This is a genomic window from Bradyrhizobium erythrophlei (assembly GCF_042430365.1).
GTDB lineage: Bacteria > Pseudomonadota > Alphaproteobacteria > Rhizobiales > Xanthobacteraceae > Bradyrhizobium > Bradyrhizobium erythrophlei.
The window spans coordinates 16,075-42,309 of record NZ_JBHMET010000255.1; the positions used below are offsets into that span (position 1 = coordinate 16,075).

A 26,235-nucleotide genomic window follows, 5' to 3' on the forward strand; every position below is an offset into this window, starting at 1 on the left:
CAAGGGGCGGGGGACAGCGGAGACCATGGCGGCAACATCGCGCGCACGGCGCAGCACGCGGCAACCGAAGCGGAAGCTGCCGAAGAAGCGCGTCCCCAAGCGCGCTGCAAAGGCTGCCGCGAAGCCGCGCCGCAAGCCCGCCTCGGCCAAGGCCGGCGCTGCAATGGTCGAGACCGCGCTGGCGGCCTTTGCCCATGAGGTGCGGACGCCGCTGACCGGGATTCTGGCGATCAGCAACCTGCTTGCGACCTCCGATCTCGGCGAGCGCGAACGGCGTTGGGTCGACACCATCAGGGCCGGTGCTGAGCATCTGGCGAGCCTTGCGACCTTGTTCGTCGACGCTGCCCGCAGCGAGGGGCCGGGGTTGGCGGTCCGGCAGGATTTCTTCGATCTGCACACGCTGGCGCGGAACATCGGGGATTCGCTCTCAGGCCGCGCGGCGGCCAAGGGGCTGCAAGCCGCTATCGAGATTTCCGGCCAACTTCCCGTCTTCGCGGTCGGCGATCCCGTCCGCCTGCGCGCGGCGCTGGAGAATTTGATCGACAATGCGGTGAAGTTCACCGAGCGGGGGGCCGTCGCGCTCAAGGTGTCGCCGCTGCGGGCCGGGAAGGGCAGGATCGGCGTCGCGTTTGCGGTGTCCGACAGCGGCATCGGCCTGACACTGTCGGAGGTGAAGCGCCTGTTCCGGCCATTCTCGCAGGCCAATGTCGCGATCGCCTCCAGGTTTGGAGGCGCCGGGCTCGGCCTTTCGTCGGTCAGGCAGCTCGCGCGCGCCATGGGCGGCGACATCGTCGCAACTGCGCGCAAAGGCGGCGGCACCACCTTCACGCTGAACGTGGTGCTGACGGCGGCCGAAGGGGCCGTGACCTTGATGCCCGACAGCGAAGCCGCCGCGGGCGAGACGCAGCGGCTGCGGTTGCTCAGTGTCGAGGACAATCCGTTCGGCCGCGTCGTGCTCAACACGATCCTGACCGAGCTCGGCCATCAGACCGAGTTCATCGGCCAGGGCGAAGCCGCGCCTGAAAGGCTCGGGCAGCGGGCATTCGACGCCGTGCTGATGGACATGGTGCTGCCGGGCATCGGCGGGGTCGAGGCGATCAGGCGGATCCGCGCGCTGCCGTCGCCGCTCGGCCGCATCGCCATCATCGGGATCTCCGGCAAGGCCGAGGACGAGGCCGCCGCGCGCGCGGCCGGCGCCGACGCCTTCCTGGTCAAGCCTGTGTCTCCGCGGGCTTTAGCGACTGCGCTGCTTGCAGCGACACGCCCTGCGGCAGGCGCGACTTGATGATCGCCGCGTTCAGTTCGCCGCCATAGACGAAGATCGCGGCGATGAAATACAGGAACACCAGCGCGATGATGACGGATGCCAGCCCCGCATACATCGTGACGTAGTTGTTGGCGAAGCGCGCCAGATACTGGCCGAACACGATGCCCGAGATCAGCGACGCCACCATGGTGAAGATGATGCCGGGCAGGATCTGTAGGAAGCGGCGGCGGCCGGCCGGCACCCAGGCATGCAGGATGAACAGCGCAATCGTCAGCGCGCTGATCGTGATTCCATAGCGAGCAAAATTGAGGATGCGCTCGTTGCTCTCGACAAAGAACGGGATGTGGCGCCGCGCCGCCTCGATCATCAACGGACCGAGCACGATCAGGAACGCCATTGCCAGCGACGTGACCGCCGCCACCAGCGTGTAGCCGATCGATTCCAGCCGCAGCCAGTACCACCGCCGCGTTTCGACCACGGCGTAGGCGCGGTTCAGCGCGATGCGCAGCGCCTCGACGCCGTTGGAGGCGAAGTAGACCGCGAGCACCGCGCCGATGGTCAGGATATCGCCGCGCGTGGTGGTCAGGACGTCGTGGATTTCGCCCGACAGCGTGTCGGCGACCTGCTTCGGCCAGACCTGCAGCAAGAGCCCGGCGGCCTGGTCGGCAAGCTCCTTGGAGCCGAAGAAGCCGGCCAGCGAGGTCAGCACGATCAGGAACGGAAACAGCGCCATCAGGGTCGAGAGCGCGATGTGGCTCGCGATCGCCCAGCCGTCATCGGTCAGGAACGTGTAAAAGGCATCGATCACGACGTGGAAGACGTAACGAAGCTGTTTCACATTCCACCTTGACCTGGCCAGACGGGGCGGTCCGTCAATGGACCTAGCTTCCGACATAATCGGGTTAAAGACCAGATGGTTGCACACTCCGCCCGGGCGTGTGGAAGTCCGCCCGATGCGGTGTTATGTAGCGTCGATGACATCCATTCTAAGCATGATTATCCTTCCTATCGCGGTCGGCGCCGTGGCGCTGGTGCTGCTGCTCGGCCTCGTCAACATGATGAGGGGCGGTTCGCCGAACCGTTCGCAGAACCTGATGCGGCTGCGCGTGCTGTTGCAGTTCATCGCGATCATCATCACCATGGTCACGGTCTGGGCGATGGGCCGCTAGCGCGCCCCTGCCGTCGGGGCGCGCGCAAACTCTAGGAGACCACGACAATGGTCGTTCTCAACCGCATCTATACGCGCACCGGCGATGACGGCACCACCGCGCTCGGCTCCGGCGAGCGGCGGCCGAAATACGATCTGCGCGTCGCGGCCTATGGCACGGTCGATGAAACCAACGCCGCGATCGGCGCGGTGCGGTTGCATCTCGCTGATAGCCCAGACGTCGATGCGATGCTCGGCCGGATCCAGAACGACCTGTTCGATCTCGGTGCCGACCTCGCGGTGCCCGAGCGCGAAGGCAAGGCCGAGCGCTTGCGGATGCTGGCGAGCCAGGTCGAGCGGCTCGAGCGTGACATCGACAGTCTGAACGACCAGCTCGCGCCGCTGACCTCGTTCGTGCTGCCAGGCGGCACGCCCGCTTCCACATATCTGCATCTTGCGCGCACCATATGCCGCAGAGCGGAACGGATGATGGTGGAACTCGCAGCCCGGCCGGACGAGCCGGTCAATGCCGCTGGTATCCAGTATATGAACCGGCTGTCGGATTTCCTGTTCGTTGCCAGCCGTTTCCTGAATAACAAAGGCGCTGGAGACGTGTTGTGGGTGCCCGGCCAGAACAGATAGACTACCCGGATCGGGGGCCGGTTTTTTGGCTTTCGCGCGTTGACCGAGGGTAACGGGACCTTTAGGTTCCGCGCCAGCCAACCAAAACCCACAAAATCAAAGCGAAAGAGGATCGATGAAGGTTCTTGTGCCGGTAAAGCGGGTCGTCGACTACAACGTCAAGGTCCGCGTCAAGAGTGACGGATCGGGCGTTGAGCTCGCCAACGTCAAGATGTCGATGAACCCGTTCGACGAAATCGCCGTCGAGGAAGCGCTGCGGCTGAAGGAAGCCGGCAAGGCGACCGAGGTGGTGGTGGTGTCGATCGGACCCGCGCAGGCTTCGGAGACCATCCGCACCGGCCTTGCGATGGGCGCCGACCGCGGCATCCTCGTGAAGGCCGACGGCAATGTCGAGCCGCTCGCGGTCGCCAAGATCCTGAAGGCGGTGGTCGAGGCCGAGAAGCCCGGCCTCGTCATCCTCGGCAAGCAGGCGATCGACGACGATTCCAACCAGACCGGCCAGATGCTGGCCGCGCTGCTTGGCTGGTCGCAGGCGACGTTTGCCTCCAAGCTCGAGGTCGAAGGTTCGGACTTCAAGGTCACGCGCGAAGTCGACGGCGGCCTGCAGACCATCAAGCTGAAGGGCCCGGCGATCGTCACCACTGACCTGCGCCTCAACGAGCCGCGCTATGCGTCGCTGCCCAACATCATGAAGGCGAAGAAGAAGCCGATCGACGAGAAGGCGGCGGCTGATTACGGCGTCGATCTCGCGCCGCGCCTTGAAGTGCTGAAGACTTCGGAACCGGCAGGCCGCAAGGCGGGCGTCAAGGTCAAGGACGTTGCCGAACTCGTGAACAAGCTCAAGACCGAAGCCGGGGTTCTCTGATGACGACGCTGTTGATTGCCGAACACGACCAGGGGTCGCTGAAGGACTCCACCAACAAGGCGCTGACGGCGGCAAGCCAGCTCGGCGGCGACGTCCATGTGCTGGTCGCCGGCGGCGCAGGCGCCAAGGCGGCCGCGGAAGCCGCTGCCAAGCTCGCCGGCGTGAAGAAGGTGCTGGTCGCCGAGGGCGACGCCTATGCCCACGACCTCGCCGAGCCGCTGGCCGCGCTGATCGTGTCGCTGGCGGGAGGCTATGACGCCTTCGTCGCGCCCGCGACCTCGCGCTTCAAGAACGTGATGCCGCGCGTCGCCGCCCTACTCGACGTCATGCAGGTGTCGGAGATCATCAAGGTGGTCGCCCCCGATACCTTCGAGCGGCCGATCTATGCCGGCAACGCGATTCAGACCGTGAAGTCGAAGGACGCCAAGAAGGTCATCACCGTCCGCACCTCGACCTTCGCCGCGGCCGGCGAAGGCGGCAGCGCGCCGGTCGAGGGCGCCGCGGCGGCGGCCGATCCGGGCCTCTCCAGCTTCGTCGGCGAGGAGGTCGCCAAGAGCGATCGTCCCGAACTCACGTCCGCCAAGATCATCGTCTCCGGCGGTCGCGCGATGCAGAGCCGCGAGAACTTCGCCAAGTACATCGAGCCGCTCGCCGACAAGCTCGGTGCCGGCGTCGGCGCCTCGCGCGCCGCGGTCGATGCCGGCTATGCGCCGAACGACTGGCAGGTCGGCCAGACCGGCAAGGTGGTGGCTCCGGAACTCTATGTCGCGGTCGGCATTTCCGGCGCGATCCAGCATCTGGCCGGTATGAAGGACTCCAAGGTGATCGTCGCCATCAACAAGGATGAGGACGCGCCGATCTTCCAGGTGGCCGATTACGGCCTGGTGGCGGACCTCTACCAGGCGGTTCCGGAGCTGACCGAAGCGCTCGGCAAGCTCGGAAAGTAAGCGACAAGACACCGGCCGGATGGGTAAACTCCGGCCGGTGTTATTATTTTTGAGGGGAGCGTTTTCCGGCGAATTGGGCACCCGGAAGGCCGCGCTTTCAGGTATCGTTGGGATTGGGCAGGTGCGATGTGCGCGCCGTTCCGGTGGATGAGAAGATGACGGTGGCAATCAAGAAAGTCGGCGTGATCGGTTCGGGCCAGATGGGCAATGGCATTGCGCATGTGGCGGCGCTGGCCGGCTTCGACGTGGCGCTCAATGACGTGTCGGCGGAGCGGCTGAAATCGGCGCTCGCGACCATCAACGGCAATCTGACCCGCCAAGTCGCAAAGAAGCACATCACCGACGACGAGCGCAAGCAGGCGCTCGACCGCATCTCATCGGCCGATTCGCTGGATGCGCTGGCGGATTGCGATCTCGTGATCGAGACCGCGGTCGAGAAGGAAGAGACCAAGCGCAAGATCTTCCACGACGTCTGCGCGGTCCTGAAGCCCGAGGCGATCGTCGCGTCCAACACCTCGTCGATCTCGATCACGCGACTGGCTGCCTCGACCGACCGTCCCGAGCGCTTCATCGGCATTCATTTCATGAATCCCGTGCCGGTGATGGAACTCGTCGAGCTGATCCGCGGCATTGCTACCGACGACGCCACCTTCGACGCCGCGAAGGGGTTCGTCGGCAAGCTCGGCAAGCAGGTCGCAGTTTCGGAGGATTTTCCGGCCTTCATCGTCAATCGCGTCCTGCTGCCGATGATCAACGAGGCGATCTACACCCTCTATGAGGGCGTCGGTAACGTCGAGGCGATCGATGCGGCGATGAAGCTCGGCGCGCATCATCCGATGGGACCGCTTGAGCTTGCCGATTTCATCGGCCTCGACACCTGTCTGTCGATCATGCAGGTGCTGCATGAGGGGCTCGCCGATTCCAAGTACCGGCCGTGCCCGCTGCTGGTGAAGTATGTCGAGGCCGGTTGGCTCGGGCGCAAAACCCAGCGCGGCTTCTACGATTATCGCGGCGACAAGCCGGTCCCGACGCGCTAAGGCGCCCTGAGCGGTGCCCGATGTCGTACACACGGGAAACAATCGTTAACCGTTAGCCGACTAGGCTGCTCCTGGAATTGGGAGTGCCGCGTATGGACACGGTCAGCATGGTCACCAGCCTTCTGTCGATGCAGCAAGGCAATCTGCAGGGCCAGATCGCAACCAGCGTGATGAAGCAGAATCTCGACGCCGAGAAGTCAGCGGTTCAGACCCTGCTCGGCACCCCCTCGACCGCCAATCTGACGCCCGGCGTCGGCGGCAATCTCAACGTCGTCGCCTAGCGCATGACCCGGAAAAGTGGGAACCGGTTTTCCGCTGGGATCATGCGCCAATAATAATTAGAATCCTGCCGCGGCCGGCTGCAGCGCCGCCTTCACCAGATTGATCGCGTCGTCGCTCGCCCATTCCGCAGGCCCCGCGATATTGGCGATTTCGCAGCCCTTGGCGTCGACCAGCAGTGACGTTGGCATGCCCAGCGCCTTGCCTATATTCTTAAGATCCTGAAAAACCTTGGCTTTCTGATCGCTGAAATAATCGAGCCTGGTCAGATTGGCGTCTTTCAGGAAGGCCTTCGGCTTGTCGGGGTCGCGGGTGTCGATGTTGATCGCCACCACCTCGAAATCCTTGCCGCCGAGCTTGGCCTGCAGGCTGTCCAGCGCCGGCATTTCCTTGCGACAGGGCACGCACCAGGTGGCCCAGAGGTTCACCAGCACCGTCTTGCCACGCCAGTCCGAAAGCTTCTTTGGCTTGCCGTCGGCATCCTCGAACGCCAAATCCGGCAGCCGCAACGGTGTGGTGGCCATAGTCAGCGCGGCCACCTCACCATGGGCCAGCGGCGCGATCTTTTTCGCGAGCTCGACCGCGCCGGTGCAGGCGGTATCCCCGCCGGGGGCGCGCTTGAAGCTGGACACCCCGACATAGCCGAGCACGGCGCCGACCAGCACTGCGCCGACGACGAGCGGGATCCGGCGCATGGCGGCAGGCTTCAGCGGGGTCGTCTCGGGCATATCGTTTGTCATCCTGGGTCAGATATGGCTATGCAGTGCCTGACATTACGGTCGGCGCCGCAACGGCGTTTCGCCGTTACGGCTAAAAAAACAAGGCGTGAGCAAGAGGTCATGAGCAACAAGATGTGGGGCGGCCGGTTCTCGGAGCGTCCCGACGCGATCATGGAGGAAATCAACGTCTCCATCGACGTCGACCGTCACCTTTATGCCCAGGACATTGCCGCGTCCAAGGCCCACGCGGCCATGCTGGCCGCGCAAGGCATCATCACCGCGGGTGATGCGAAAAATATCGGCAGAGGTCTAGACACGATTTTGTCAGAGATCGGCAAGGGCGATTTCGACTTCAAGCGCGCGCTCGAAGACATCCATATGAACGTCGAGAGCCGGCTGTCCGAGCTGATCGGGCCCGCCGCCGGACGGCTGCACACCGCGCGCTCGCGCAACGACCAGGTCGCGACCGACTTCCGCCTCTATGTCCGCGACACTATCGACGAGACCGACGCCGCCCTGGCCGCGTTCCAACAGGCGCTGGTGGCGCGCGCGCTGGAGCATGCCGCAACCGTGATGCCGGGCTTCACCCATCTGCAGACCGCGCAGCCGGTGACCTTCGGCCACCATCTGCTCGCCTATGTCGAGATGGCCTCCCGCGACCGCGGCCGCTTTGTCGATGCACGCAAGCGGCTGAACGAATCGCCGCTGGGCGCCGCCGCGCTTGCCGGCACCTCGTTCCCGATCGACCGCGCGGCGACGGCAAAAGCGCTCGGCTTCGACCGGCCGATGGCCAACTCGCTCGATGCGGTGTCCGATCGCGACTTCGTGCTGGAGACGCTGTCGGCGGCTTCGATCTGCGCGGTGCATATGTCGCGCTTTGCTGAGGAGATCGTGATCTGGACCTCGCCGCTGGTCGGCCTTGTCAAGCTCAGCGACAAGTTCACCACCGGCTCGTCGATCATGCCGCAGAAGCGCAACCCGGACGCCGCAGAGCTGGTGCGCGCCAAGACCGGCCGCGTGATCGGCGCGCTCACCGCGCTCCTGATCGTGATGAAGGGCCTGCCGCTCGCCTATCAAAAGGACATGCAGGAGGACAAGCAGGGCGCGATGGAGGCCTTCGCGGCGCTGTCGCTTGCGATCCGCGCCATGACTGGCATGGTCGAGGACCTCGTCCCCGACGAGGCGCGCATGAAGCTCGCTGCCGGCGAGGGCTATGCCACCGCGACCGACCTCGCCGACTGGCTGGTGCGGACGCTGAAAATGCCGTTCCGCGACGCCCACCATGTGACCGGCCGCATCGTCGGATTGGCCTCGAAGCAGGGCGTGGCGCTGCACGAGCTGCCGCTGAAGGCGATGCAGGAGGTCGAGCCGAAGATTACGGCCGAGGCGTTGAAGGTGCTCAGCGTGGAGTCCTCGGTGAAGAGCCGGACGAGCTTTGGCGGCACCGCGCCGAAGAACGTGACCGCGCAGGCCAAAGCCTGGGCCAAGCGGCTGGAAAAAGAGCGAAAATTGGGCTGAACGAAAAATTTCGCCGTGGTTTCATGGCTATCCGGGTCTCGCCAGAGCATAGCAATGTTTGTATGGTGCGGCCCGCATTGGGGATTTCGTCGTGATTAGCAAGCATCGCCTGACCCCGTCGGGATGGGCCATCATTGTGCTGAGCGCCACAGCGCTCGCGCTCGGCGGCTGCGGCCGCAAGGGACCGCTCGACCTGCCGCCGACCGCGAACGTCGCGCCGACGGCGGCACCGGCCGATACCGAGGCCGAGCGGGCGGCGCAGCCCAGCGTGTTCAATCCGACCTACGGAACGGACGCGGGACCGACCGCGCCGAAAGGCGCCAAGAAACCCTTTATCCTCGATCCGCTGCTCGGTAACTAGAGCAGCGGTCTTGAGAGCCGCGGCTCCGGTCTCCTGTTTTGATGCGTTTTCCTGACGCGAGCCGGTCCCCACTTCGCTTGAAAACGCCATAGAGCGAACCATGAACCATTTCGACTATCGCGACGGCGTACTGCACGCCGAAGCGGTCAATCTCATTGAGCTCGCCGAGACCGTCGGCACGCCGTTCTACTGCTATTCGACGGCGACGCTCGAGCGTCACTACCGCGTCTTCACCGAGGCCTTTGCCGGCGAGAAAGCCCTTGTCTGCTACGCGATGAAGGCCAATTCGAACCAGTCGGTGCTGCGCACGCTGGCCAAGCTCGGTGCCGGCGCCGACGTCGTGTCCGGCGGCGAGTTGAAGCGCGCGCTGGCCGCCGGCTTCCCGCGCGAGAAGATCCTGTTCTCCGGCGTCGGCAAGACCGAAGCCGAGCTGCGCGCCGCGCTCGCGGCCGACATCCTCTGCATCAACGTCGAATCCGAGCCCGAGCTCGAGCAGTTGTCGCGCCTTGCGGCCGAGATGGGCAAGACCGCGCGCATCTCGGTGCGCGTCAATCCGGACGTCGATGCCGGCACGCATGCCAAGATTTCCACCGGCAAGTCCGAGAACAAGTTCGGCATTCCGCTCGAACGGGCGCGCGACGTCTATGCGCGTGCGGCCAAGCTGCCGGGGATCAAGGTGACGGGCGCCGATGTGCATATCGGCAGCCAGATCACCGATCTCGGGCCGCTTGAGGTCGCATTCAGGCTGCTGGCCGAATTCGTCCAGACGCTGCGCGCCGACGGGCACACCATCTCGCATATCGATTTCGGCGGCGGGCTCGGCATTCCCTATTACATGGACCGCGAGGCCCCGCCGGCGCCCGACGCCTACGCCGCGATGGTCAAGCGCGTGACCCACAATCTCGGCTGCACGCTGATGTTCGAGCCGGGCCGCATGATCGTCGGCAATGCCGGCATCCTCGTCACCCGCGTGATCTATGTGAAGCCGGGCGACGCCAAGAACTTCGTCATCATCGATGCCGCGATGAACGATCTGATCCGGCCGACGCTCTACGAAGCGCATCACGACATTCTGCCGGTGCGTGAGCCGGCAAAGGGCACGCCGACCATCGTCGCCGACGTGGTCGGCCCGGTCTGCGAGACCGGCGACTATCTTGCGCTCGATCGCTCGCTGCCCGAGCCCAAGGCCGGTGATCTCTTGGCGATCATGACCGCCGGCGCCTACGGCGCAGTGCAGTCCGGGACCTACAACACGCGCCCCCTCGTGCCGGAGGTGCTGGTCAAGAACGACCAATACGCCGTGATCCGTCCGCGCATCGACGTCGAAGCATTGATCGCGATGGACAAGCCCGCGCCGTGGCTGTGATTGCGTAGCCCGGATGGAGCGAAGCGAAATCCGGGACAGTCCATCAGGTGGTGCGAACCCCGGATTGCGCTGCGCTCCATCCGGGCTACGGTTTTCTGGTTTACTTGGCGGCGTGACTGCCCTTTCCACCGCTACCCACGATCACGCCGGCCGCCTTCTCGATGGGCTTGATCGCCGCGGTGAAATCCGACTCCGCGCCCTCATCGCGGATGATGACTTCCCAGAGGCGGCCGACGGCTTCGGCGACTTCCATCGACAGGCCGAGCGACCTCATTTCCTCGACCGCGAGCCGCACGTCCTTCACCATCAACCCGGTGGCAAAGCCGAAGTCGAAGGTGCGCGGCAACACCGCGCGCGGAAACTTGTCGCGGCTTGCGGTGTTCAGGCCGGAGCCGGCGTTGATGACGTCGATCATCACGGCCGGATCGAGGCCCGACTTCACGCCCATCACCACCGCTTCCGAGGTCGCGACCATCGCGGTGGCCGAGAGGAAATTGTTGGCGAGCTTCATGGTCTGGCCGGAGCCCGGCTTGGTGCCGATGAAGAACACCTTGCCGATCACGTCGAGCGCCGGCTTCACCAGCTCGAAGTCGGCTTTCGGCCCCGACACCATCACCGCCAGCGTGCCCTTCTCGGCACCGCCGACGCCGCCGGAGACCGGGCTGTCGATCTGCACGATGCCGCGCCTGGCGAGCAAGTCATGAATCTTCACGGCCATCTGCGAGCCGACTGTGGAGAGATCGATGAAGCGCTTTGCCCGTTTGCCCTCGATCACGCCGCCCGTGCCGGTCGCCACCTCGAGCGAAGCCTGCAGCGAGGGCAGGCTCGCCATTATTGTCTCGACGCGGTCGGCGACGTCCTTCGGCGATGCGCCCGCCTGCGCACCGAGCGCGACCAGCTTGTCGACGACGTCCTTGCGCGTGTCGAACACGACCAGTTGATGTCCGGCCTCGATCAGCCGGCGCGCCATCGGGAAACCCATTTTCCCGAGGCCGATGAATCCGATTTCCATGGCTTTGTTTCCTCCTTGCGTCATTGCGAGGAGCGAAGCGACGAAGCAATCCACGTCTCAGCTTGCGGAACTATGGATTGCTTCGCTTCGCTCGCAATGACGGCGTAAGCGGCTTGCTTGCTTTGCGTTCGGGATCGGTCACGCCTTGTCGAGTTCGGCGAACACTTCGCGCGCGATGCGGAAGCTGTCGACGCCGGCGGGGATGCCGGCATAGATCGACACCTGCATGAAGATCTCGCGGATCTCGTCGCGGCTGACGCCGTTGGTCAGCGCGCCCTTGATATGCGCCTTCAATTCGTGCGGCCGGTTGAGGATCGAGATCATGGCGAGGTTGAGCATGCTGCGCGTCTTGCGCGGCAGTTCCTCGCGGCCCCACACCGCGCCCCAGCAATATTCGGTGACGAGTTCCTGGAACGGCTTGTTGAAGCTGTCCGAGTTCTTCAGCGCATTGTTGACATAGGCCTCGCCGAGCACCGCCTTGCGGATCTCGAGCCCCTTGTCGCGCGTCTTCTGGTCCATGACGTTTCCTCATAGGTTAAGGCGTTGGTTCGGCCCGGGAAGTTACGGGGTCGGAACGCCGCAGTCACGCCTTCGTGTTATGCGTATTTCCCGGTGTGGGTTACGCCCTGAGGCGGATGCCTCACTGCCGCCCTTGTGCTACGCTGACTTGCCGGCAACCCGGAGATTTTATTGAGCGGTGCCAACCTCGATCCGTCAGAGAAGCCGTCACGATCCGTGCGCGACAGCGATGCGATCGCGCGGCTGAAACTGACGCAGGCTCTGCAGCGGGCAAAGTCTTCCATCGCGTGGGAACGGGCCTGGCCGCATCTGGCGCGGTTCCTCACCGTGATCGGCCTCTTCCTGGCAGCGTCCTGGGCCGGGCTGTGGCTGGCGTTGCCGTTTGCCGCGCGCGTGGCCGGCACCGGCCTGTTCGCGCTTGCTGCACTCGCTGCATTGTCGCCGATGCTGCGCTTCCGCTGGCCGACCCGCGAGGAGGGCCTGAGCCGGCTCGACCGCGGCGCCGGCGTTCCTCATCGCCCTGCGACCACGCTCTCCGATACGCTGACGACGCAGGATCCGTTCGCTCGCGCGCTGTGGCAGGCGCAGCGCGAGCGCACGCTGGCCTCGATCAAGCGGATTCGCGCCGGCCTGCCGCGGCCGCGGCTCTCGCTCCACGATCCCTGGGCGCTGCGCGCGCTTGTGATCGTGATGATGGTCGCTGCCTATGTCGCAGCCGGCGACGAGCGTGGCCTGCGCATCGCCTCCGCTTTCGACTGGAACGGTATCATGGCGCCGGCCAATATCCGGGTCGATGCCTGGGTCACGCCGCCGAACTACACCGGCAAGCCGCCGATCATCCTGTCGAACGCAAACCGGGAGGCTGCGGCCGCCGACGGTCCGCTGGCGGTTCCGGCGGGCAGCACGCTCCTGGTGCGCTCCAGCGGCGGCACCATCGACGTCGTGGTCGGTGGCGGCGTCACCGAGGTCGCGGCCGCCGAGCAGGCGCCGAAGGGCACCAATGAGCGGCACTTCAAGATCGCGGCCGACGGCACCGCGCATGTCCGCGCCCCGGCCGGCCAGCCGCTGTGGAAGTTCACCGCGACCCCCGACCGCCCGCCGACCATTGCGCTGGCGAAGGACCCGGAGCGCCAGGCGCGCGGCGCGCTGCAATTGTCCTACAAGCTCGAGGACGATTACGGTGTCAGCGAAGCGCGCGCCCAGTTCGTGGCGCGTCCGGGCGAGGCGTTGAAAGACCCGAGCCGCGACACCACCAAGGCGGCAGAGGCGCGGCCGCTGTTCGAGCCGCCGCAATTCCCCTTGGTGCTGCCGAACGCGCGCACCAGGAATGGCGTCGGCCAGACCTTGAAGGACCTGAGCGAGGATCCCTACGCCGGCGCCGAGGTGACGCTGACGCTGACCGCGAAGGACGAGGCGGGCAACGAGGGCAAGAGCGAGCCGTTCAACATGCGGCTGCCCGAGCGTCTCTTCACCAAGCCGCTGGCGCGCGCGCTGATCGAGCAGCGCCGGATTCTCGCGCTCGACGCCAACCAGAATTCGCAGGTCTTTGCCGCGCTCGACGCGCTGATGATCGCACCCGAGATGTTCACGCCGGAGGCGGGCCACTATCTCGGCCTCTACAGCGTGAGCCGGCAGCTCGAGGCGGCACGCACCGACAATCAGCTGCGCGAGGTCGTGGCCAGCCTGTGGGCGCTCGCCGTCACCATCGAGGACGGCAACATTACCGACGTCGACAAGGCGTTGCGGGCGGCGCAGGACGCGCTCAGGCAGGCGCTGGAGCGCGGCGCGAGCGACGAGGAGATCAAGAAGCTCACCGACAATCTGCGCGCCGCGCTCGACAATTTCCTGCGCCAGCTCGCCGAGCAGTTCCGCAACAACCCGCAGCAGCCGGCGCGCCCGCTCGATCCCAAGACGCGGATGCTGACCCAGCGCGATCTGGACAATTTGCTCAACAAGCTCGAACGCGATGCGCGGCGTGGCGACCGCGAGGCCGCGCTCGACGCCCTCAAGATGCTCGATCAGTTGATGGAGGGGCTGCAGATGGCGCAGCCCAATCAGGGCGGCGACGACGATCTCGACGCGATCCAGCAGGAGCTCAGCGACATCATCCGCAAGCAACAGCAGTTGCGCGACAAGACCTACAAGCAGGGCCAGGATTCGCGGCGTGACCGCATGCGCGGCAAGCAGGGTGACCAGTCGATGTCGGACCTGCAGCAGGATCAGCAGGCGCTGCGCGACCGCTTAAGGAAGCTCCAGGACGAGCTTGCCAAGCGCGGCATGGGGCCGGGACAGCGTGGCGAGAAGGGCCAGCGCGGCGACCAGGGACAACAGGGCGACCAGGGCGACGGCGAGGACGGCTTCGAGCAGGCCGATTCCGCCATGGGCGACGCCGATGGTCGCCTCGGCGAGGGCGATGCCAGCGCCGCGGAGCAGTCGCAGGGCCGTGCGCTCGACGCGCTGCGCAAGGGCCAGGAACAGATTGCGCGGCAGGGCGACGGCGACCAGCAGGGCCAGGGCAACAGCCCCGGTCGTCAGCAGCCCTCGGCCAAGTCGACCGACCCGCTCGGACGTCCGCTCCACGGCCGCGAATTCGGCGACGACTACACCGTGAAGATCCCCGGCGAGATCGACGTGCAGCGGGTGCGCCGGATCCTGGAGGAGCTGCGCCGCCGTCTCGCGGACCCGTCGCGGCCGCAGATCGAGCTCGACTACATCGAGCGGCTGTTGAAGGACTATTGAGGGCGGGTATCCCTCCGCGCATTGCACGCGTCATGCGCGGGCTTGACCCGCGCATCCATCAACCTTCAAGAATTTCTTGCGATGGATTGCCGGGGCAAGCCCAGCAATGACGAACGGTTACGCCTTCCTCGCCGACAGCGCGTCGGCTACGGCAGTACGGATATCCGCCACCGAGAACGGCTTCGTCACCACGTCGTGCACGATGGCGTTGAGGCCCGAGGCGCGTTCGCGCTGGTCGGCGAAGCCGGTCATCAGCAGGATCTTCAGTTGCGGGAAATCGCGCGCCGCGGTGAGCGCGAGCGCGATGCCGTCCATGACCGGCATCTGGATGTCGGTGAGCAGCAGGTCGAACCCGCCCTGTTCGCGGGTCAGGATCTCCAGCGCGTCGGCGCCGTCCATCGCGGTGACGATCTCATGGCCGTCCATGGCGATGGCGCGCGCCACCAGCGTGCGCATCGAGTCCTCGTCGTCGGCAATCAGAACGCGCGGCATGTCGATCGATCCGTTTCGCAAGGCCGCAGGCTGCGTCGTCAGACGTGGCCACCGGCGAGATCCCGCTTGTTGAAGAATCGTACGTCGATATTGCGGCCTTCGGGCGGCGGCGAGGCGAGGCGCGACTTGAAGAAGGCGGTCTCGCCCGGCCTGAGCACTGGCTGTTCCAGCACCGCGTTCCAGGCATAGATCTCGGCGCCCTGCGCGTCGCGCACCGCGAAGCGCAGCCGCGGCAATTCGACCGGCTTGCGGGTCTGGCCGACGATCACGCCCTCGATCACCAGCACCGGCTTGCCGTCGACCGTCTCGTTGGTGATCTTGATATCCTTGAACGCCAGCCCGCGCAGGTTCACCTCGAGGCCGACCATTTTGTAGAACAGTGCCGTCTGCGGCAGCAGGCGCACCACGTCGTTACGCCAGACCACGAGCGCGATGATCAGCGCGGCCATGGTCGCGCAGGCGGTCGGCAGCGCGCCAACCTGGGGCATGAAGGGAATCCGGGGCAGCGCCGGCAGGCGGAACAGTTTTGGCAGCTTGAAGCGGCGCTTCGCCGCGCCGGCGGCATGCGCCTCGGCGTCTTCCTGGGCGACCGCCGGCCAGTCGCCGGTCGAGCCGTCATCCGCGGCCGGCCAGTCGGCCGAGAGCGGCGGGCTTTCGACGATGGGGGTCTCGGACGCCTCCTCCTGCCGGGCCATCGCCTCCCATTCGGCGGCGGCGTCGGAACCCGCCGATCGGCCGGCCGCCATCGCAGGCGCGGCGGCCGCAACCTCCTCGACCGCGTCCTCCGGCCGGGCCAGCCAGACCTCCTTGCAGCGGGAACAGCGGACGGTCCGTCCGGCCCCGCCCAGGGTGGCCAACTTGATGGCATAGGATGTTGTACAATGCGGGCAAACGATATGCATGGAGCCGAATCTCCACCGTGTCTTTGCCCGGATGCTACAAAGCGACCGTTAACGAATCGGAAACCATAACCGAAGCACAACCCTTTTGTGCGGTTCGCGGGCGGCGGGCCGGATGTGTGGGGTATTGGGCTCTTGCCCATCTCGAACGGAGCTAGCGCTTTGGTTCGGTTCGAAAATGTCGGTTTGCGCTACGGGCTCGGCCCGGAGATTTTGCGCGACCTCTCCTTCATGATCCCGGCGCACTCCTTCCAGTTCCTCACCGGGCCGTCGGGCGCGGGCAAGACCTCGCTGCTGCGGCTGCTGTTCCTGTCGCTGCGGCCGACCCGCGGGCTGGTCAATCTGTTCGGCCAGGACATCTCGCTGCTCAACAAGGATCAGGTTGCCGATCTGCGCAAGCGCATCGGCATCGTGCTGCAGGACTTCCGCCTGCTCGACCACATGACGACCTACGAGAACGTGGCGTTGCCATTCCGCGTCATGGGCCGCGAGGAATCGAGCTATCGCCGCGAGGTGATCGATCTCCTGAAATGGGTCGGTCTCGGTGAGCGCATGGACGCGCTGCCGCCGATCCTGTCGGGCGGCGAGAAGCAGCGCGCCGCGATCGCGCGCGCGGTGATCTCGCGGCCGCAATTGCTGCTGGCGGACGAGCCGACCGGAAGCGTCGATCCGACGCTCGGGCGACGCCTGCTGCGCCTGTTCATCGAGCTCAACAAATCGGGCACCGCCGTCATCATCGCGACCCACGACATCACGCTGATGGATCAGTACGAGGCGCGGCGGCTGGTGCTGCATCAGGGACGGCTGCACATCTATGAGTAGGAGCGGCGACGAGCAGGTGTCGTTGGTGGATCTCGGGCGTGAACGCCCGCAGGTCCCGGCAACCGCGCGCAACATGTCGCCGATTGTGCCGCGCGCCTCGATCTCCGGCCGCGCGCTGGTCGCGGTCGTCGCGATCATGACCTTCCTCGCCTCGATGACGACAGGCACCGTGCTGTTGGTCAGCGCCTCGGCGGCCGAATGGCAGTCGGAGGTCGCAAGCGAGATCACCATCCAGGTGCGGCCCGCGCCGGGGCGCGACCTCGAGCGCGACGCGCAGGCCGCGGCAGAGGCGATGCGCACGCAGCCGGGCATCGTGCAGGTCCGCTCGTTCAGCAAGGAGGAATCGGCCAAACTGCTCGAGCCGTGGCTCGGCAGCGGGCTCTCGATCGAGGAACTGCCGGTGCCGCGCGTCATCGTGGCGCGGGTGCAGCCCGGCACGACGCTCGATCTCGCCGCGCTGCGCGGGCGGGTGAAGCCGGTGGCACCCTCGGCGAGTGTCGACGATCACCGCGCCTGGATCGAGCGCATGCGCTCGATGACCGGCGCCACCGTGTTCGCCGGCGTCGGCATCCTGATCCTCGTGATCGTCGCCACCATCATCTCGGTGTCGTTTGCGACGCGTGGCGCAATGGCGGCGAATCGCCCGATCGTCGAGGTGCTGCATTTCGTCGGCGCCGGCGACAGCTACATCGCGAACCGCTTCCTGCGGCATTTCCTCAGGCTCGGCCTCGAAGGCGGGCTGATCGGCGGCGGCGCAGCGATGCTGGTGTTCGGCTTCTCCGAATCGATCGCCGGCTGGTTTTCCGGCACGCCGGTCGGCGACCAGTTCGCGGCCCTGCTCGGCACGTTTTCCCTGCGTCCGTCGGGCTATCTGGCGCTGGCGGCCCAGGCGGTGCTGATCGCGGCGATCACCGCCTGGGCATCGCGTCGCACCCTGTTTGCGACCCTTGACGACATCGATTGACGCCGCGCAAACGCTTGCGTTTGTCGCGCGAAAACCGGACTCCACTTCGCTCGAAATCGCTTCTAAAATTGGCCCCGGGGGAAGGACAGCCGCATCACATGAGTTTGCAGCCCGACGATAGGTCGCCGAACAGGCGTGCCGCGCGCCCGCGGGGCTGGCTGCGCGCCGCGATCGTGGCGTCCATGGCGCTCGCCTTCGTTGCGGCCGCGATCGGCTTCGTCGGCTTCCTCTCGCAGTTGCGCGGCGTCGAGACCAACCCGCCCCGCAATGCCGACGGCATCGTGGTTCTGACCGGCGGTTCCTCGCGGGTATCGGATGCGATGGAGTTGCTGGCGGCGGGCTATGGCCAGCGGCTCCTGATCTCGGGCGTGCATCCGACCAATGATGCCAGCGACATCTCGCGCTCGCTGCCGGACAGCCAGCGGCTGTTGAGCTGCTGCGTCGATCTCGACCGCTCGGCGGTCAACACCCGCAGCAATGCGGCCGAGACGCGGCGCTGGGCGCGCGAGCGCGGCTTCAAGTCGCTGATCGTGGTGACGTCCAACTACCACATGCCGCGGGCCATCGTGGAACTGTCACACGCGATGCCCGACGTGACGCTGATCCCGTTCTCCGTCGTCGGCGACAGATGGCGCGACGAACCCTGGTGGACGAGTGGCGCGACGTTCCGCCTGCTGCTATCGGAATATGCGAAATATGTCGCCGCGGAGGTGCGGGTTCGGCTCGCTGATGTCGGCCTCGACCTGACCTCCGATCTCGGCGAGCCGGCACTGCGCCGCGCGACCACGGCGCAGGCGAACTGATACTGGGACACAGATGGCTTCGATCTTCCTGCGCTCGCTCGTTTTCAACGTGCTGTTTTATCTGGTGCTGGTGGTGCTGTGCATCGTCGCGATCCCGACGGTCGTGCTGCCGCGCCAGGCGATGATGGCGCTGGCGGCGTTGTGGGCGAATACCAGCCTGTTCCTGATGCGGGTGGTCTGCAACATCAGGATCGAGTTCCGCGGCGTCGAGAAGATCCCGAAGGGCGCGCTGATCGTCGCCTCGAAGCACCAGTCGTTCTGGGAGACCTTCGCGCTGCTGGGCTTCTTCGACCACCCGCTGTTCATCCTCAAGCGCGAGCTCATGATGATCCCGGTGTTCGGCCAGTACCTGAAGAAGGTCGGCATGATCTCAGTCGAGCGTGGCGGCGGTCCGCGCTCGCTGGTGAAGACGCTGAAGCAAGCCGCCGCCGAGGTGAAGCGTGGCCGGCAGCTCGTGATCTTCCCGGAAGGCACACGCAGACCGCCCGGCGCACCGCCGAGCTACAAGGCCGGCGTCGCCCAGATCTATGTCGAATGCGGCGTGCCGTGCCTGCCGGTGGCGCTCAATTCCGGGCTGTTCTGGCCGCGCCGCACCTTCATGCGCTATCCCGGAACGCTGGTGGTCGAATTCCTCGATCCGCTGCCGCCCGGATTGCCGCGCGACGAATTCCTTCACCGCCTGCGTGACGAGATCGAGACCGCCACCGGCCGCATCGTCGAGGCGGCGCGCGCCGAGCAGGCGCAACTGTTCGGCGCGGTGCCGAGCCCGGCGAAGGCCAAGGGATAGCCTCTCTTATTCTCCCCCGAAGGGGGAGGGTGAAGCTTCGCGGTGCAGCGGGTGCGCATCATGCAGCATCGTCGCGAGCCGATGCAGTTGCTCATCGCGAAAGCCCTGCTTCTCGATCGACGTCACCGTCGACATCACGTAGTCGCGGTTGTTGCCGGAGCGGCCGTGGCCCTGCTGCACCAGGCGCAATTGCTCGACCAGCGACAGCCGCCCGGCATACTGCACATGGCCGCGATCGACGACATAGGCGAGCGCGGCGACGCGCTGCCGCGCCTCGTTCTCAAGCCACACCGAGCGCATCACCTCGCGATAGACATTGGTGGTCTGCTCGCGCGAGCGCAGATAGGCGATGGTGTCGTCGCGATGTCCGGCGGCGACCCGGAAGGCGATGCCGCGGCAGGCGCCACCGCGGTCGAGGCCCAGCACCAGGCCGGGCTTCTCCGGCGTGCCGCGGTGGTCGAAGGAATAGACGCAGAGCGCGCGGTGCTCGCCGATCAGCCGCGCCGGCACCTGCTCGATGAACGCGAATCCCGGCTTCCACATCAGGGAGCCGTAGCCGAACACCCAGAGGTCGCCGTCGGACAATTCGGGGGAGGGAGCACTTGTTGGCATCGCTCTCACGGGCTAGCAGAACGTGCGGTCGAAGCGAAGTGATTTCCTTTGCTTTCCGGGGCCTCCCCGCCGCTTAGATTTTGACAAATTCGCGCGCCAAAGGAGCCGCATGTCCAATATGACCTCCGCCCCGCGTCGGCGCTCGCTCCGGGGCCTTCTGTTCATGCCGGTCCTGGTCCTCGTCGCCGCGGTGGCGTGGAGCGGGTTCTGGTTCTACGCCGCCTCGCAGGTCGGCGTGCAGGCCGACGCCTGGCGCGCCCAGGAGGCCAAGGCCGGCCGGGTCTATGATTGCGGCAAGCGCTCGGTGGCGGGCTACCCGTTCCGGCTCGAGATCCGCTGCGCGGATCCGAGCGTAATGCTGGTGTCTCAGACGGCCGCGCCGCAGACCTCGTTCACCGCACGGCTGGCCGAGATCCTGGTGGTGGCGCAGATCTACGATCCCAAGCTCGTGATCGCCGAGTTCAAGGGGCCGGCCACGCTCGCCGAGTATGGTGCGCAGCCGTCGCTGTCGATCAACTGGAGCAAGGGGCGGAGCAGCGTCGTCGGCCTGCCGGCCGTGCCGCAGCGCGCCTCGCTGGTGTTTGACGACCTCGCCATCGATCGCACCGGCGGCGCGGTCGCGGCGCCGCTGGCGCGCGCCGGTCACGTCGAACTGCACGGCCGGCAGATCGATGGACCGACCCCCGGGCTTCCCGTGATCGAGACCGTGCTGCAGATCGCGCGCGGCAGCTTGCAGGACGTGCATCCGCTGCTCGCGCAGCCGTTCAACGCCGACATCCGCACCCGCCTCTCCGGGCTCAAGGACCTGACGCCGAAGCCGTGGCCGGAGCGCTTCCGCGAGCTGCAGGCGGCCGGCGGCAGCGTCGAGATCGTGCAGTCGCGTATCGAGCAGGGCGACCTCGTCTCGGTCGCGGCCGGCACGCTGCGGCTCAACGCCCAGGGCCGCATCGAGGGCGAATTGCAGATGACGGTTGCCGGCATCGAGCGCGTGATCCCCGCGCTCGGCATCGACAAATTGCTGGAGGAGGGCGTGCCGCAGGCGACGCTCGATCGCGTCGCGCCGGGCGTCAAGTCGCAGGATCTCAACAATCTGTTCGGCGCGCTCGACAAGGCCATCCCCGGCCTCGGCAAGGTGATCAAGCAGAATGCTAATGCCGGCGTCGCCGCGGGCGTCAACTCGCTCGGGTCGGAGGCGGTGCTGGAAGGCAAGAAGGCGCGCGCGTTTCCGCTCCGCTTCGTCGACGGCGGCGTATTCCTTGGACCGCTGAAGGTCGGGCAGATTCCTCCGCTGTTCTAAGGCGGGATTTCGGCCGAGCGCGAGGACTGTACGCATTGGGATTACCCCTTCAGGCGCCGGCCAGCGCTGCAACGTATTTCCGGACTGGTTCGATGGCCGGATCGCCACGGGATTGGCAGCCGGCACGACATGGATCGCGCGTGCCCCGTGGAAGACCGGGATCTATCAATCTGGTACTTGTCGGCCTTGCGATCCGTTGTAATGTTGGAACATGCGGCACTCGCATGGCTGTTGCCCAAAAAGGGCAGGCATCACCATAACAGGTGCGGACCAACGCGCCGGTTTTTGGGACCGAGACCGACATGGCTGGTGGCGGATCGTTTGACACGTTCCCCAAATTGCTGCTGCGCAATGCAGCGCGATTTGGCACGCGTCCGGCGTTTCGGCACAAGGATCTTGGCATCTGGCAGAGCTGGACCTGGGCTCAAATTGCCGAGATCGTACGCGCCTACGCCGCGGGCTTGCATCGCCTGGGCTTGCAACCGGGCGACACAATAGCTGTCGTCGGCTCCAATCGGCCGAAGCTTTACTGGACCATCATGGCAGCGCAGGCGCTGCACGCAATTCCCGTTCCGGTTTACGCGGATGCGGTGGCCGACGAGCTTGCTTTTGTTCTCGCTCACGCCGAGGTGAAGCTGGTCGCGGCGCAAGACCAGGAGCAGGTCGACAAGGTCCTGTCGGTGTCCGATCGACTGCCGCACCTCGACAAGATCGTCTATGACGAGCCGCGCGGCCTTGATGGCTACGATCGCAGTCGATCGATCGCAATCGGCGATGTCATCGAAGACGGCCGCGCCGCGCTTGCGGCCGACGCCGGGCTTGGTGAACGGATTGATGAGTTGGTTCGGGCAGGCAAAGGCTCGGACGTCGCGATCATCCTCTACACATCGGGAACGACCGGCGCGCCGAAGGGCGTCGTGCTGTCGACGCGAGGCTGCATTGATGCCGCAACCGATACCACGAGCTTCGACCGGCTGACCGAGCAGGACGTCGTGCTCGCCTATCTGCCGCTGGCCTGGGCGGGCGATCATTACCTCAGCTACGTGCAAGGCCTTGTGGCCGGATTCTGCATGGCGTGTCCCGAGAGCAGCGACACGATCGAGCAGGATCGGCGTGAGATCGGACCGACCTTCTACTTCGCTCCGCCGCGCGGTTTCGAGGCCATGCTGACGCGGCTCATGATCCGTATGGAGGACGCTGCACCTATCAAGCGGCGGATGTTCACCTACTTTCTCGGCGTGGCGCGCCGCTACGGCGAGCGGGTCTTGACCGGAGATCCGGTGCCGCTGTCAGGCCGGTTGCTCTATGCGCTCGGGCGCTTGCTGGTCTACGAGCCTCTCAAGAACGTTCTCGGCCTGTCCCGGGTGCGCGTCGCCTATACGGCCGGCGAGGCGATCGGTCCGGATCTGTTCGCATTCTACCGCTCGATAGGACTAAACCTGAAGCAGCTCTACGGCCAGACCGAAGCGTTCCTTTACGTGACGTGCCAGCCTGATGGCGAGATCTACTCCGATACGGTTGGTCCGGCGGCGCCAAATGTCGACATCCGCATCGCGGAATCGGGCGAAGTCCAGTTTCGCTCACCCGGCATGCTCGTCGGGTATTTCAAGGATCAGTCAAAGACTGCGGAAACCATGACGCCCGACGGCTACGTCAAGACCGGTGACGCGGGCTTTTTCGACGAGAAGACCGGACATCTCAAGATCATCGATCGCGCGAAGGACGTCGGCAGGCTGGCCGACGGCACGATGTTTGCGCCGAAGTACCTCGAGAACAAACTGAAGTTCTATCCCAATATCAAGGAAGCGATCACGTTCGGCGACTCAAAGGATTTCGTTTGCGCCATGCTCAACATCGATCCGGTCGCCGTCGCGAATTGGGCGGAACGCAACAACGTCGCCTACGGATCCTATCAGGAGCTTGCCGGGCATCCGCTGGTTTACGACATGGTGGCGAAAGACGTGGCCGAGGTGAACCGCTCTCTCGTCAAGGAGAAGGTGCTCGCGGGCGCTCAGATTCGCCGCTTCCTCATTCTGCACAAGGAGCTCGATGCGGATGACGGCGAATTGACCCGCACGCAGAAGGTGCGCCGCCGGTTCATTGCCGAACGCTACGCGCCGCTGCTTGCGGCACTCTACGACGGCTCGCATGAGGCCGACATCTCCACCGAAGTCACCTTTGAGGATGGCCGCAAGGGCACAATCGCGGCACGGGTCAAGATTCGCGACATGCAAGCGATCGGCGCGGCGGAATCGCTGGGGAAGGCCGCATGAGGGCGCCGGACACAAATGAAATCCTGCTGCAGGTCGAGGGCGTCGCGCTGTCCTTCGGCGGCGTCCGGGCGCTGAGGGACGTTTCCTTCAACGTCAGAAAGGGCGAGATTCGAGCCATCATCGGCCCCAACGGCGCCGGCAAGACCTCGTTGCTGAATGTGGTCAACGGCTTCTATCACCCTAATCACGGCGCCATCACCTTCAAGGGACGCACCCGGGCCAGAATGCAGCCTTTCGAGGCGGCGCGCGGCGGCATCGCACGCACGTTTCAGAACGTCGCCCTGTTCAGGGGAATGAGCGCGCTCGACAACATCATGGCCGGCCGCACCTTGAAGGTGCGGCGCGGCCTGTTGTGGCAGATGCTGCGATACGGTCCTGCTCTGGCAGAGGAGCTCGAGCATCGGCGCCGGGTCGAGGAGATCATCGACTTTCTGGAGATCGAGGCGATCCGCAAGGTGCCGGTTGGGCGTTTGCCGTACGGCTTGCAGAAGCGGGTCGAACTTGGTCGTGCGCTGGCGATGGAGCCCGACCTTCTGCTCCTCGACGAGCCGATGGCGGGCATGAATCTCGAGGAGAAGGAGGACATGTCGCGGTTCATCATCGACGTGAACAGTCATTACGGAACGACCATCGCGCTGATCGAGCACGACATGGCCGTGGTCATGGATCTCTCGGATCGCGTCGCGGTGCTCGATCACGGCGTAAAGATCGCTGACGGCACGCCGAACGAGGTGAAGAAGAGCCAGGCCGTCATCGAGGCCTATCTTGGCGTTGCACACTGAGGAGCGTTCGTGATCGCATTCGGTCAGTTTCTCGAGATCCTGATCGGCGGATTGATGTCCGGCGTGCTCTATTCGCTGGTCGCGCTCGGCTTCGTGCTGATCTTCAAGGCATCCGGCGTGTTCAATTATGCCCAGGGAGCAATGGTCTTGCTTGCAGGGCTGGCGCTGGTTCGCACCCTCGATCTCCTGGTTGCCAACGGCTTTCCGCTGTGGGCCGCGATCGTCCTCGGTATCGGTTTTGCCGTCGTGATCATGGCGGCGACGGCCTGGCTCATCGAGCGGTTCGTGATCGGGCCGCTTGTCAACCAGAACGCCCTCACGCTGTTCATGTCCACGATCGGCGTGACGTTCGTCATCGAGGGCGCGGCGGAGATGATCTTCGGGTCGGATGTTTACCCGTTACGGCTGTTCCCGACGGACGCCTGGTTTGTGTTGGAGGGGCTCTTTCCGGGTGGAATTCTGATCAACAAGCTGGATGTCTGGGGTGCGTTGATCGCAGGCATCCTGGTCGCCGGCCTCGCGATCTTCTTTCAGCGTACCAAGACCGGTCGCGCACTCCGCGCCGTGGCCGACGACCATTTGGCCGCGCACTCCGTCGGGATTCCAATCAGCTGGATCTGGTTCGTGGTCTGGCTCGTTGCCGGTCTCGTTGCGCTCGTTGCGGCGACCGTGTGGGGGACCAAGCTTGGCGTCCAGTTCTCCATCACCTTTCTCGCGCTGAAGGCGCTCCCGGTCCTGATCATCGGGGGACTCACCTCGATTCCGGGAGCCATTGTCGGCGGGCTCATCGTGGGGGCGGGTGAGAAGATTGCAGAGGTGTACCTGGGGCCGTCCATCGGCGGCGGTATCGAATATTGGTTTGCCTATGTGCTGGCGTTGGCGGTGCTGCTCGTGCGGCCGCAAGGTCTGTTCGGCGAGCGGATCATTGAACGTATCTGAGGCGAGGAGTTCGTTGTGCTTTATCGCGAGGCTGGCCAGTTCAAGACGAGTTACGCAGAGGATATGGCGATCTTCCCGATCCGTCAGGACCGCATTGCGCTCGCTGTCTTGCTCAGTATCGCCTTCATCGGCGTGCCGGTGTTGGCCACCTTCCATATCTGGCCGTTCCGCAGCGAGTATCTGTTGTGGGCCATCCTGCTGCCCTTCCTTATCCTGGCGCTCGCCGCCATCGGGACCAACATTCTGGTCGGCTATTGCGGCCAGATCTCGCTCGGCAGCGGCGCGTTCATGGCGATCGGTGCCTATTCCGCCTACAAGCTGGCGACAGGCGTTCATATCCCGCTTGGCTTTCTTGGCGTCGCGGTCTCGATCCCGCCGTTGCCGGTGCTGGCATCCATTCTGCTTGGCGGGTTGATGGCGGCTTGTGTCGGAATCCTGTTCGGTATTCCCAGTCTGCGGATCAAGGGTCTCTATCTGGCGGTTGCAACGCTCGCCGCGCAGTTCTTCTTCGATTGGGTATTCCTGCGGATCCCATGGTTCACCAACTACGCCCCGTCGGGATCGGTGAATGCGCCGGCCCTGGATTTCTTCGGCCTGGTCGTTCGCTCGCCGGTCGAGCGCTACCTGCTCTGCCTGCTCTTCGTGGTGGTCATTGCGGTGTTGGCGAAGAATCTCGTTCGCAGCAATCTTGGCAGACAATGGATGGCGATCCGCGACATGGATATCGCCGCGGAACTGATCGGTATCCGGCCGCTCTATGCTAAGCTCACGGCTTTCGCGGTCTCTTCATTCATCGTTGGCGTTGCGGGCGCACTCTGGGCGTTCGTCTACCTGGGTTCATGGGAGCCGCTTGCGTTTTCGATAGACCGTTCGCTGGAGCTTCTGTTCATGGTCATCATCGGCGGGCTCGGATCGATCATGGGGTCGTTCGTCGGGGCAGCCTTCGTCCTGATCGTGCCGATCATGCTGAACCTCGTTCCAACCGAGCTCGGCGTGCCGCTATCGACGCAAACGATCACGCACCTCGAATTCATCATCTTCGGATCGTTGATCTGCTATCTTCTCATCAAGGAACCCCATGGCTTCGCCCGGCTGATATCGATCGGCAAGGAGAAGCTTAGACTTTGGCCGTTTCCCTATTGAAGCA

Annotated in this window: 27 protein-coding genes; 20 read left to right on the forward strand and 7 right to left on the reverse strand. The window is 65.2% G+C overall.

Translation table 11 applies throughout. The features are described from left to right. Nucleotides 1-25: 25 nt before the first annotated feature. Nucleotides 26-1,285: an ATP-binding protein gene (locus tag ACFFWD_RS38520; RefSeq protein WP_376974592.1), complete on the forward strand. Its 1,260-nt coding sequence runs from the start codon at nucleotides 26-28 to the stop codon at nucleotides 1,283-1,285. On the opposite strand, the gene ACFFWD_RS38525 is transcribed toward ACFFWD_RS38520, so the two are convergent. Then, complete coding sequence (locus ACFFWD_RS38525) at nucleotides 1,212-2,105, reverse strand: YihY/virulence factor BrkB family protein (protein ID WP_376974593.1); 894 nt, start codon at nucleotides 2,103-2,105, stop codon at nucleotides 1,212-1,214. The two genes, ACFFWD_RS38520 and ACFFWD_RS38525, sit on opposite strands and share 74 nt — an antisense overlap. Nucleotides 2,106-2,241: 136 nt before the next feature. On the opposite strand from ACFFWD_RS38525, the gene ACFFWD_RS38530 reads away from it, so the two are divergent. From ACFFWD_RS38530 to ACFFWD_RS38555, 6 genes are all read left to right on the forward strand, one after another. Beyond that, on the forward strand, nucleotides 2,242-2,436 hold the full coding sequence (locus ACFFWD_RS38530; RefSeq protein ID WP_376974594.1) for a twin transmembrane helix small protein: 195 nt from the start codon (nucleotides 2,242-2,244) through the stop codon (nucleotides 2,434-2,436). Between the two features lie 47 nt (nucleotides 2,437-2,483). Further along, entirely contained in the window at nucleotides 2,484-3,056 is a 573-nt protein-coding gene (locus tag ACFFWD_RS38535; protein ID WP_376974595.1) for a cob(I)yrinic acid a,c-diamide adenosyltransferase, read from the forward strand. A 115-nt stretch (nucleotides 3,057-3,171) separates the two neighbouring features. Further along, a complete protein-coding gene (locus ACFFWD_RS38540; protein WP_376974596.1) occupies nucleotides 3,172-3,921 on the forward strand; it encodes an electron transfer flavoprotein subunit beta/FixA family protein in 750 nt (249 codons plus the stop codon). After that, complete coding sequence (locus tag ACFFWD_RS38545) at nucleotides 3,921-4,868, forward strand: electron transfer flavoprotein subunit alpha/FixB family protein (protein WP_376974598.1); 948 nt, start codon at nucleotides 3,921-3,923, stop codon at nucleotides 4,866-4,868. Before ACFFWD_RS38540 ends, ACFFWD_RS38545 begins: the two co-directional genes overlap by 1 nt. A gap of 155 nt (nucleotides 4,869-5,023) precedes the next feature. Next, complete coding sequence (locus tag ACFFWD_RS38550; protein ID WP_376974599.1) at nucleotides 5,024-5,905, forward strand: 3-hydroxybutyryl-CoA dehydrogenase; 882 nt, start codon at nucleotides 5,024-5,026, stop codon at nucleotides 5,903-5,905. Nucleotides 5,906-5,997: 92 nt separating this feature from the next. After that, nucleotides 5,998-6,186, forward strand: coding sequence for a YjfB family protein (locus ACFFWD_RS38555; RefSeq protein WP_376974600.1), 189 nt, complete (start codon nucleotides 5,998-6,000; stop codon nucleotides 6,184-6,186). 57 nt (nucleotides 6,187-6,243) lie between these two features. Here the strand turns inward: ACFFWD_RS38555 and tlpA are convergent, their stop codons facing one another. Then, nucleotides 6,244-6,924 carry a thiol:disulfide interchange protein TlpA gene (gene tlpA / locus ACFFWD_RS38560; RefSeq protein ID WP_376974601.1) on the reverse strand — a complete coding sequence of 227 codons (681 nt, stop codon included), beginning with the start codon at nucleotides 6,922-6,924 and terminating at the stop codon, nucleotides 6,244-6,246. A 99-nt stretch (nucleotides 6,925-7,023) separates the two neighbouring features. Here tlpA and argH point away from each other — a divergent pair, with 99 nt between their 5' ends. The 3 genes from argH to lysA all read left to right on the forward strand — a co-directional run bounded on the left by argH (nucleotide 7,024) and on the right by lysA (nucleotide 10,148). Then, nucleotides 7,024-8,421: an argininosuccinate lyase gene (gene argH / locus ACFFWD_RS38565; RefSeq protein ID WP_376974602.1), complete on the forward strand. Its 1,398-nt coding sequence runs from the start codon at nucleotides 7,024-7,026 to the stop codon at nucleotides 8,419-8,421. 91 nt (nucleotides 8,422-8,512) lie between these two features. Next, nucleotides 8,513-8,782 (forward strand): LPS translocon maturation chaperone LptM, encoded by a 270-nt coding sequence (lptM, locus tag ACFFWD_RS38570; protein WP_376974603.1) that lies wholly within the window; start codon nucleotides 8,513-8,515, stop codon nucleotides 8,780-8,782. 100 nt (nucleotides 8,783-8,882) lie between these two features. Further along, nucleotides 8,883-10,148 carry a diaminopimelate decarboxylase gene (gene lysA, locus ACFFWD_RS38575; RefSeq protein WP_376974604.1) on the forward strand — a complete coding sequence of 422 codons (1,266 nt, stop codon included), beginning with the start codon at nucleotides 8,883-8,885 and terminating at the stop codon, nucleotides 10,146-10,148. Nucleotides 10,149-10,248: 100 nt separating this feature from the next. Here lysA and ACFFWD_RS38580 read toward each other — a convergent pair whose 3' ends face one another. Together ACFFWD_RS38580 and ACFFWD_RS38585 are read right to left on the reverse strand one after the other, a co-directional pair. Continuing rightward, nucleotides 10,249-11,160 carry an NAD(P)-dependent oxidoreductase gene (locus ACFFWD_RS38580; protein WP_376974606.1) on the reverse strand — a complete coding sequence of 304 codons (912 nt, stop codon included), beginning with the start codon at nucleotides 11,158-11,160 and terminating at the stop codon, nucleotides 10,249-10,251. A gap of 138 nt (nucleotides 11,161-11,298) precedes the next feature. Next, on the reverse strand, nucleotides 11,299-11,679 hold the full coding sequence (locus ACFFWD_RS38585; protein WP_376974607.1) for a carboxymuconolactone decarboxylase family protein: 381 nt from the start codon (nucleotides 11,677-11,679) through the stop codon (nucleotides 11,299-11,301). 171 nt (nucleotides 11,680-11,850) lie between these two features. On the opposite strand from ACFFWD_RS38585, the gene ACFFWD_RS38590 reads away from it, so the two are divergent. Next, nucleotides 11,851-14,418 carry a TIGR02302 family protein gene (locus ACFFWD_RS38590; RefSeq protein ID WP_376974609.1) on the forward strand — a complete coding sequence of 856 codons (2,568 nt, stop codon included), beginning with the start codon at nucleotides 11,851-11,853 and terminating at the stop codon, nucleotides 14,416-14,418. Nucleotides 14,419-14,535: 117 nt separating this feature from the next. Here the strand turns inward: ACFFWD_RS38590 and ACFFWD_RS38595 are convergent, their stop codons facing one another. Together ACFFWD_RS38595 and ACFFWD_RS38600 are read right to left on the reverse strand one after the other, a co-directional pair. Further along, entirely contained in the window at nucleotides 14,536-14,910 is a 375-nt protein-coding gene (locus tag ACFFWD_RS38595; RefSeq protein WP_376974610.1) for a response regulator, read from the reverse strand. Nucleotides 14,911-14,948: 38 nt separating this feature from the next. Beyond that, a complete protein-coding gene (locus tag ACFFWD_RS38600) occupies nucleotides 14,949-15,812 on the reverse strand; it encodes an MJ0042-type zinc finger domain-containing protein (RefSeq protein ID WP_376974611.1) in 864 nt (287 codons plus the stop codon). Nucleotides 15,813-15,971: 159 nt separating this feature from the next. Here ACFFWD_RS38600 and ftsE point away from each other — a divergent pair, with 159 nt between their 5' ends. From ftsE to ACFFWD_RS38620, 4 genes are all read left to right on the forward strand, one after another. Continuing rightward, nucleotides 15,972-16,631, forward strand: coding sequence for a cell division ATP-binding protein FtsE (ftsE, locus tag ACFFWD_RS38605; protein WP_376974612.1), 660 nt, complete (start codon nucleotides 15,972-15,974; stop codon nucleotides 16,629-16,631). Continuing rightward, nucleotides 16,624-17,595, forward strand: coding sequence for a cell division protein FtsX (locus tag ACFFWD_RS38610; protein WP_376974613.1), 972 nt, complete (start codon nucleotides 16,624-16,626; stop codon nucleotides 17,593-17,595). Before ftsE ends, ACFFWD_RS38610 begins: the two co-directional genes overlap by 8 nt. Nucleotides 17,596-17,693: 98 nt before the next feature. Further along, nucleotides 17,694-18,398 (forward strand): YdcF family protein, encoded by a 705-nt coding sequence (locus ACFFWD_RS38615; RefSeq protein ID WP_376974614.1) that lies wholly within the window; start codon nucleotides 17,694-17,696, stop codon nucleotides 18,396-18,398. Nucleotides 18,399-18,411: 13 nt separating this feature from the next. Continuing rightward, nucleotides 18,412-19,185, forward strand: coding sequence for a lysophospholipid acyltransferase family protein (locus ACFFWD_RS38620; protein WP_376974615.1), 774 nt, complete (start codon nucleotides 18,412-18,414; stop codon nucleotides 19,183-19,185). A 6-nt stretch (nucleotides 19,186-19,191) separates the two neighbouring features. On the opposite strand, the gene ACFFWD_RS38625 is transcribed toward ACFFWD_RS38620, so the two are convergent. Then, nucleotides 19,192-19,797 carry a gamma-glutamylcyclotransferase gene (locus tag ACFFWD_RS38625; protein ID WP_376974616.1) on the reverse strand — a complete coding sequence of 202 codons (606 nt, stop codon included), beginning with the start codon at nucleotides 19,795-19,797 and terminating at the stop codon, nucleotides 19,192-19,194. 109 nt (nucleotides 19,798-19,906) lie between these two features. On the opposite strand from ACFFWD_RS38625, the gene ACFFWD_RS38630 reads away from it, so the two are divergent. The 5 genes from ACFFWD_RS38630 (at nucleotide 19,907) to ACFFWD_RS38650 (ending at nucleotide 26,231) form a co-directional block, all read left to right on the forward strand. Continuing rightward, the gene (locus tag ACFFWD_RS38630) at nucleotides 19,907-21,094 is read left to right on the forward strand and encodes a DUF2125 domain-containing protein (RefSeq protein ID WP_376974618.1); all 1,188 of its coding nucleotides are present in this window, start codon (nucleotides 19,907-19,909) and stop codon (nucleotides 21,092-21,094) included. A 302-nt stretch (nucleotides 21,095-21,396) separates the two neighbouring features. After that, nucleotides 21,397-23,367: an AMP-binding protein gene (locus ACFFWD_RS38635; RefSeq protein ID WP_376974619.1), complete on the forward strand. Its 1,971-nt coding sequence runs from the start codon at nucleotides 21,397-21,399 to the stop codon at nucleotides 23,365-23,367. Continuing rightward, complete coding sequence (locus ACFFWD_RS38640) at nucleotides 23,364-24,149, forward strand: ABC transporter ATP-binding protein (protein ID WP_376974621.1); 786 nt, start codon at nucleotides 23,364-23,366, stop codon at nucleotides 24,147-24,149. The genes ACFFWD_RS38635 and ACFFWD_RS38640 overlap by 4 nt, the downstream gene beginning before the upstream one ends. Nucleotides 24,150-24,158: 9 nt before the next feature. After that, entirely contained in the window at nucleotides 24,159-25,088 is a 930-nt protein-coding gene (locus ACFFWD_RS38645; protein WP_376974623.1) for a branched-chain amino acid ABC transporter permease, read from the forward strand. A gap of 15 nt (nucleotides 25,089-25,103) precedes the next feature. Continuing rightward, complete coding sequence (locus ACFFWD_RS38650; protein WP_376974625.1) at nucleotides 25,104-26,231, forward strand: branched-chain amino acid ABC transporter permease; 1,128 nt, start codon at nucleotides 25,104-25,106, stop codon at nucleotides 26,229-26,231. The last annotated feature ends 4 nt before the right edge of the window (nucleotides 26,232-26,235 follow it).